Raw genomic sequence first — 7,178 nt, 5'->3', positions numbered from 1 at the left:
TCGTCTCCACCCAGCTCGTCGAGGACACCGTCGTCTTCGTCAAGGGCCGCCTCGACAAGCGCGAGGACGTCCCGCGCCTCGTCGCCATGGAGATGGCGGTCCCCGACCTGAGCGACGCGGGGCCGAACGCGCCCGTACGCCTCGAAATGCCGGAGTCGGGCGTGACGCCCGCGTCGGTCGGCCAGCTGGCGGAGATCCTTCGCTCGCACCCGGGGCGGGCCGAAGTGCACCTGAGGGTGCGCGGGAAGCGGAAGACGACCGTCTACCGGCTGGGTCAACGCGTCGAGGCACGTCCGGAGTTCTGGGCGGATCTCAAGGCGGCCGTGGCCGTGACGCGGGTGACGTGACGACCATGACGAAGCCTATTGACACCATCACTGGAACGATCGATCCTAGCGTCAGTTAGAAGTTATAACTAACACGTAGAGCGCTAACAAAGGATCGGTACATGAACGACCGTCAACTGCACGTTGTCCTGGGCACCGGCCCCTCGGGCCTCGCGGTCGCCGACGAACTCCTCGCCCGCGGCCACCGCGTCCGCTGCGTCAACCGCTCGGGCAGCGCCACGCTGCCGACAGGCGCGGCACTCGTCACCGCGGACGTCACGGACGCCGCCCGGCTGCGCGAGATCACCGAAGGCGCCGCCGCCGTCTACAACTGCACCCACGTCCCGTACGCGCAGCAGCCCGAGACGCTCCCCCGCATCCAGGACGCGCTCCTGAAGGCGGTCGGGCCCAGCGGGGCCGTCCTCGCCACCGTCGAGACGCTCAACCTGTACGGGCCGACGGGCGGCGTCCCCATGACGGAGCGCACCCCGTTCGCCGCCACGTCGCACAAGGGCCGGGTACGGGCCCGGATCGCCGAGCGCTACCTGGAGGCGCACAGCCGGGGCGACGCCCGCGTGGTGCTCGGAATGGCCGCGGACTTCTTCGGCCCCCGCACGCTGACGTCGTCCCTCGGCGGAGGCGTGTTCCCGCCGGCGCTGAGCGGCGACCCGGTAGGCGCCATGGGCGACATCGACCTGCCGCACAGCTACAGCTACGTCCCGGACATCGCCCGCGCCCTCGCGACCCTCGCCGAGCGCGAGGACTGCTGGGGCCGGCTGTGGCACCTCCCGGTGGCCCCGGCGCTGACCACCCGCCAGGTCTTCGACCTCATCGCCGAGGAGACCGGCCGCCCCGTCCGCGCCGAGGTCCTGACCGAACCCAGGCCCTGGGGCCCGTTCGACGCGGCGTTCATGGCCGAGTACGCCGAACTCTTCTACTGGCACACCGAGCCGTTCGTCATGGACGACACGGCCGTCACCGAGGCGCTGGGGCTGCGCGCCACCCCCCTGCCGGACGCGCTGCGCGCCACTGTCCAGTGGTACCGCGACGCCTTCGCCGCGCCGACCGGCTGACGGCCGCGCCGTGCCGGGCTCCGGGGGTCAACGACGGGCCGGCCGGGCGCAGCGCACGTGTCCGGAGGTGATCGCGCGCTGGGGCAGGCACAGGCCGAAGGCGCGTTCCAGTCCGGCGAAGAACAGCGGGATGCCGCCCGTCCAATCGGTCTGCCGCTCCGCGTGACGGATGTGCGGGTTGAGGAATTCCAGCGGCGCTTCCGGGCCGAACGGCGGCTCGCCCGGCGTGTACCAGATGAGCTCGTATGCGTCCGATCCCGCGTCGGCGCCGCCTTCGGCCGGGAAGGGGTTCTGGTATTCCCCGTCCTTGCGATAGCTGAAGTCGTAGATGGCCTTGGCCCCCGTCGCGGTCAGCGTGATCTGCTGCGCGGGAGGCGGGTCGAGCCGGCGGGTGAAGGCGTCGTCGAAGTCGTGGTAGCCCAGCCACGTCCACCCGGCCGCTTCCCCGAAAGCGAGCACGCGACAGAGTTCGTCGGTGCCTTCGCGTTCGTCTTGTTCCCGCACCGTGTGCAGCAGCAGCCCGCCGTCGATGTCCTGAGCGTCGGCCCCGTAGGCGAGAGCGACCTCTTCCGCTGTCACGCCCTTGATGAATTCGAGGACGGTGAAAGGCTCTTGTTCGCTCCAGTCGTCGGCGATCCACGCTATGCCGTCCTCGAATGGGGGCTGGCGGGCGAGGAATTCCTCGAACGCCGCCGCCTGCTTCGGGTCCATGTAGCTCTGGCGGCCGATGCGTGCCTTGCTCTCCAGCCAGTCGAGTTCGGCCGCGGACCGCAGCTCGGCCACGGTCGCGCGCTCCCGTGTGAACGTCATCCGCACCTCGCCGGTGTACGCGTACCGGGTGTACGGGCCCTGTCGCTCCGGGCCGGCCGGGCGCTCCTGCCCGCTTCCCGGCCGGGGCCTCGGGCCGGCGTGGACCCGTTGCGCGAAGTGCTCCAGCTCGGCCAGTTCGGCCGCCGCGAGGAGCACGCCCGCCGGTTCACGGTCTTCGGTGACGCCCACCCGCTCACCGGTCTCCTCGATACGGCCGATCACCGGCCCGAAGTCCGCTATGAGATCGCGTAGTTCAATGCAGTCCATGCGCTCGGACACTACTGGGGCCCTCTCCCCGTCCCGCGGGCAGAGGGCCCCACCTGAAGTCCGGGGCACCGCGTCGCGCCCGTCAGCGGATGCCGAAGGACCTCAGGACGCGCCGCTGCTCCGCCGTCACCTCGACGGGGAAGTACAGGTAGCAGACGCCGCCGGGGTTGCCCACCACCTTGTTGGAGGCGTTGTAGCGCCGCGTTCTCAGCCAGACATTTTCCCACTGACGACGTTTGTAGACGCGCCGGACCGCCGCGTTGGTGGGCGACGCCGGGTCGTTGGCGATGACGTCGCCGTCGGCGGTGAAGCCGACGACCGTCATCAGGTGGCCCGCCGTGCCGTAGCCCGCGCCGTCCAGCTCCGTGGCGAGGAAGGACTGGGAGGTGATGAGGGGGATGCCGACGCCGATGAGCCGCTCGGCGTCGTTGAGGGAGCCGAGCCGGGTGACGACGCCCTGCATGCCGCGGTAGGTCGCGGCGTAGGCGGCGTTGAAGGGCCAGTTGCCGCAGCCCTGGTACTGGTAGTCGTACGTGTAGCGGGCGGCGTGGCAGACCTGGGGGTCGGCGTAGGCGGGATCGACCCAGGACAGGTCCGCCGGGGTGGCGCGGCGGCCCCAGTACTCGATGATCATCTGCGAGGAGGTGGGGCTGCACCACGCCTCGCCGCCGTTGTCGTACTCCGGGTACTGCCCCTTGTGGATCTCCTGCGAGTAGCGCGGCACCTTCAGCTCGCGCGCGCCGCCCGGGAGCGGCGTCGAGGCGGGCACGGTGAAGCGGGCGGGCAGGTCGGAGGCCATCGCGCCGAGCCGCCACACGGTGGGCGTGAGCTTGCTGCCCGGCCTGCGGTAGAGGGTGATCTTCAGCTCGTACGAGGCCAGGCGGAGCCCGCCGGCGGCGGCGTCCATGGCGAAGGTGTCCGTGGAGATGCCGCTCTTGCCGTCGCGCTGGTCGTCGACGGAGGTGCGCCGGATGTCCTCGGCGGCGTCGCCGGCGGTCCAGCGCCCCATCACGTACCAGGGGGTGCTGGTGCCGTCCGTGTACGTGCCGTGGAGCTCGATCTGGAGCCAGGTGCCGTGCGGGGTGTGCGCGTTCCACGAGATCACGGCCTCGTCGGCCGGTACGGGCAGGGTGCGCGGCGGGGAGGTCCAGGTGGCGTACTCCCAGGTGGCCCGGGTACCGGTGTGCGGGTCGGGGTAGAGCGCGGTGCCGACGGGGTGGTCGATGACCACGCCCGGCCGGTCGCCGTGCTCGATCCGGGTCCCTTCGGCGGCGCCGCAGCGCCAGTCGCCGTAGCTGGTCCAGCCGTGGTAGTCGATGGCCGCGCCGGCCGCCGCGTCCCCCTCCGTCTCCGTTTCCGTCTCCGGGGCGGCGGGCGGGGGCCCGGCCGGGCCGTCAGGCTTCTGGGGGCCGCGGCGCGGCGCGGCGTGCGCCGAGGAGGAGACGGTCGCGGCGACGACGCCGATGGCGACGGCGAGCACGGTGCGGCGCGGAGTGGATCTGCTGATCATGGCGGGTGTCCCCCAGTCGTCTGCGGATGGGGCGGGAGCTGTGTGAGCGCGGCACAACTATCGCCCGGCTCGGCGTCCTGGGCCAGTGATTCCCCCTATGGCGCGCCGTGAATACGGGTGGCGACCACAGCCAGGGACGACCGGCCCGCCCCGCGTCGGACCGTAGGCTGACCAGGTGAAAGATCCCATCGACGCCGGCGCCCCCGCTCCCCTCGACGCGCTCGCCCGGCGGCTCGAAGCGCTGCCGCCCTCCCTCGGGCCGGTGCGGCTGGTCGCCGTGGACGGGCACGCGGGTTCCGGCAAGACCACGTTCGCGGGGCGGCTGTCCGAGGCGCTCGGCGGGGCACCGGTGCTGCATCTGGACGACCTCGCGACGCACGAGGAGCTGTTCGGCTGGACCGGGCGGCTGCGCGAGCAGGTGATCGGGCCGCTGGGGCGCGGGGAGGCTGCGCGGTACGGCGCGTACGACTGGGTGGAGCGGCGGTTCTCCCGGGTGAAGGAGGCCGGCCCCGCGCCGGTCGTCCTCGTGGAGGGCGTGGGGGCGGGGCGCCGGGCGCTGCGGCCGTATCTGGCGTGCCTGCTGTGGATGGAGCTGCCGGCCGGCGACTCCTGGGAGCGGGGTCAACTGCGTGACGGTCCCGAGCTGTCCGGATTCTGGGACGGCTGGATGCGCGCGGAGCGGTCGCATTTCGCCGCGGACCCCTCACGTCCGTACGCCGAACTCCTGGTGTTCTCGCGGGATCAGGGGTATGAGGTACTGCCGGGGCCCGCCGGGCCCCGCTGAACTGCCCTTGCCCTTACGCTCCGTGAGCGGGTGCGATCGGTCCGTTTTCCGTGGCCGGGCGTTCCCCGCCGAGTGTCTCAACTCCGCTTGACCTGGGGGCCGTACAGGACTTACGTTCTCATTGTGCGGTCCGCGAGGGCCGCCGACAGACGCGAAGCCCCCGGTTGTTCCCCCGTGATCGGGGGCTTCGTTCTGTCCTCCGGCGGCGATTTGCGGCCTTTGCGCACATCAGGCCTTACCCTCAGTAACCACCGCCAGGATTCCCCTTCGCACCGCGAACAGCCGTGCGGCACCCTTCGGTCGACGGCAACTCCGCAGGTACGATGCCAAACGGCGCACTCGGCGGGTCGCCGCACGAGGGCGCCGACGCAATGGTCAACTCCCGTCCACGGCACAACGGTCAGAAAGCGCGGCCAGGCACTCGCCCGGCGGCACGCTACGGGGGCACGGTTTGTGGGGGACGTGATGGATTTCGGCACGCAGGGCTCACACGCCCCGGCCGAACTCGCCTGGCTGCGCGCCGTCGACGCCTACACCATGGGCGCGTACGCGCAGGCCGAGGAGGAGTTCCGGGTCGCGGTCCGCATCGATCCGGCGATGGCGGACGCCTGGCTCGGCCTGCACGCGCTGCGCGCCGACACCACCACCGCGCTGCTGCGCATGCACCGCCACCGCGACCGCTTCGGCGAGCAGCGCACCCGCCACCGGCGCTCCCTCAATTCCTGGTACTGGCTCGGCTGGTGGGTGCAGCCGGTGCTGGAGAGCGGCCGCGATCTGCTGCTCGCGCACGCCTCGCACTGGCTCGACGGCCGCCACGTCCCCGACCTGGACCGGGCCCTGGCCGGCTGCCCGCCCGTCGAGGCCGACGCGCAGGTGCGGTTCCTGCACGCGTGCCGCGCCTATCTCGTCAAGGACTGGGACCAGCTCGTACGCCATACCGAACCGCTCCTCGACGACCCGGTCCTGGGCATCGAGGCCGGGCTGTTCGGCGGCATGGCGCGGGTCCGGCTGGAGATGTACGGGCAGGCCGAACCGCTGCTGGCCGCCGCCCTGATGCGCTGCCGCAGCGAGCAGCCGCAGCGCAAGGAGCTGCGCTACTGGCTCGCCCGCGCGCACGAGGGCACCGGCCGCAGCGCCGCCGCCCTCCCCCTCTACCGCGCCGTGCACCGCGTCGACACGGCGTTCATGGACACCGCCGCCCGGCTCGCCGCCATCGCCGACGGGGACGGCTTCGACGGGCCCGTCGAGTCGGACCTCGCGGCCGTATCGCTGGCGGGCATCGGCCAGGACGCGGCGGCCGACCCCGAGACGCAGGCCGCCGACAACGCCGCCGACGGCCGCGACCTGCTCGCCGGCCTGGACCCCGACCTCCCCGGCGCCGCACCGCCCGGCTCGCCCCTCGACTCCGAAGGCATACGGTCCAAGGGCCGAGTCCCCGCCCAGCCCGGCGGCGACGAGCTGCCCGTCGGCCCCTCCGACCCCGTGCTGCTCGCGAAGGCGCTCGGCGAGCTGGAGCGGATGGTGGGGCTGGAGCCCGTGAAGCGGCAGGTGCGGGCGCTCTCCGCGCAGCTGCACATGGCGCGGCTGCGGGCCGGGCAGGGCCTGCCCGTACAGCCGCCGAAACGGCACTTCGTCTTCTCCGGACCCTCGGGCACCGGCAAGACCACCGTCGCCCGCATCCTGGGACGGGTCTTCTACGCGCTCGGACTGCTCGGCGGCGACCATCTGGTGGAGGCGCAGCGGGCCGACCTGGTCGGCGAGTTCCTCGGCCAGACGGCCGTCAAGGCCAACGAGCTGATCGACTCGGCGCTGGGCGGGGTGCTCTTCGTCGACGAGGCGTACAGCCTCTCCAACTCCGGCTACAGCAAGGGCGACGCCTACGGCGACGAGGCGCTCCAAGTGCTGCTCAAGCGCGCCGAGGACAACCGCGACCGGCTGGTGGTCATCCTGGCCGGCTATCCCGAGGGCATGGACCGGCTGCTCGCCGCCAACCCCGGCCTCGGCTCCCGCTTCACGACCCGCGTCGACTTCCCCAGCTACCGCCCGCTGGAACTCACCAGCATCGGCGAGGTGCTGGCCGCCGAGAACGGCGACGGCTGGGACGAGGAGGCGCTGGAGGAGCTGCGCAGCATCAGCGGGCATGTCGTGGAGCAGGGCTGGATCGACGAGCTGGGCAACGGCCGCTTCCTGCGCACGCTGTACGAGAAGAGCTGCGCCTACCGGGACCTGCGGCTGTCGGGCTTCCCGGCCACCCCCACCCGTGCCGACCTCGCCACACTGCGGCTGCCGGACCTGATGCAGGCGTACGGCGAGGTCCTCTCGGGGCGCGGCCCGCTGGACCGCGACCCGCGAGAGCCGCAGTAGACCGGCGGGCCGCCGCTCAGCGGCCCGCCGTCCGTCTCAGCAGC

Annotated in this window: 5 protein-coding genes and 1 pseudogene; 4 read left to right on the top strand and 2 right to left on the bottom strand. The window is 72.4% G+C overall.

What is annotated here, in order from left to right:
* Both AB0I22_RS07910 and AB0I22_RS07905 read left to right on the top strand, forming a co-directional pair.
* A pseudogene (locus tag AB0I22_RS07910) lies at positions 1–347 on the top strand (DNA polymerase III subunit alpha); the annotation flags it as partial.
* Positions 348–448: 101 nt separating this feature from the next.
* Positions 449–1,399, top strand: coding sequence for an NAD-dependent epimerase/dehydratase family protein (locus AB0I22_RS07905; RefSeq protein WP_363129773.1), 951 nt, complete (start codon positions 449–451; stop codon positions 1,397–1,399).
* A 27-nt stretch (positions 1,400–1,426) separates the two neighbouring features.
* Here AB0I22_RS07905 and AB0I22_RS07900 read toward each other — a convergent pair whose 3' ends face one another.
* A complete protein-coding gene (locus tag AB0I22_RS07900; protein WP_363129772.1) occupies positions 1,427–2,476 on the bottom strand; it encodes a prevent-host-death family protein in 1,050 nt (349 codons plus the stop codon).
* 82 nt (positions 2,477–2,558) lie between these two features.
* On the bottom strand, positions 2,559–3,983 hold the full coding sequence (locus tag AB0I22_RS07895; protein ID WP_363129797.1) for a peptidase C39 family protein: 1,425 nt from the start codon (positions 3,981–3,983) through the stop codon (positions 2,559–2,561).
* Positions 3,984–4,161: 178 nt separating this feature from the next.
* Here AB0I22_RS07895 and AB0I22_RS07890 point away from each other — a divergent pair, with 178 nt between their 5' ends.
* Both AB0I22_RS07890 and AB0I22_RS07885 read left to right on the top strand, forming a co-directional pair.
* Positions 4,162–4,770 carry a hypothetical protein gene (locus tag AB0I22_RS07890; RefSeq protein ID WP_363129771.1) on the top strand — a complete coding sequence of 203 codons (609 nt, stop codon included), beginning with the start codon at positions 4,162–4,164 and terminating at the stop codon, positions 4,768–4,770.
* A gap of 465 nt (positions 4,771–5,235) precedes the next feature.
* The gene (locus tag AB0I22_RS07885) at positions 5,236–7,134 is read left to right on the top strand and encodes an AAA family ATPase (RefSeq protein ID WP_363129770.1); all 1,899 of its coding nucleotides are present in this window, start codon (positions 5,236–5,238) and stop codon (positions 7,132–7,134) included.
* Positions 7,135–7,178 lie beyond the last annotated feature (44 nt).

The organism is Streptomyces sp. NPDC050610 (assembly GCF_040654875.1).
GTDB lineage: Bacteria > Actinomycetota > Actinomycetes > Streptomycetales > Streptomycetaceae > Streptomyces.
This window is presented reverse-complemented; position numbering and strand designations above follow the sequence as displayed.

Excerpts from the sequence above, each read along its gene's own strand:
- AB0I22_RS07900 (WP_363129772.1), bottom strand. The coding sequence starts at position 2,476 with ATGGACTGCATTGAACTACGCGATCTCATAGCGGACTTCGGGCCGGTG.
- AB0I22_RS07885 (WP_363129770.1), top strand. The coding sequence starts at position 5,236 with ATGGATTTCGGCACGCAGGGCTCACACGCCCCGGCCGAACTCGCCTGG.
- AB0I22_RS07905 (WP_363129773.1), top strand. The coding sequence starts at position 449 with ATGAACGACCGTCAACTGCACGTTGTCCTGGGCACCGGCCCCTCGGGC.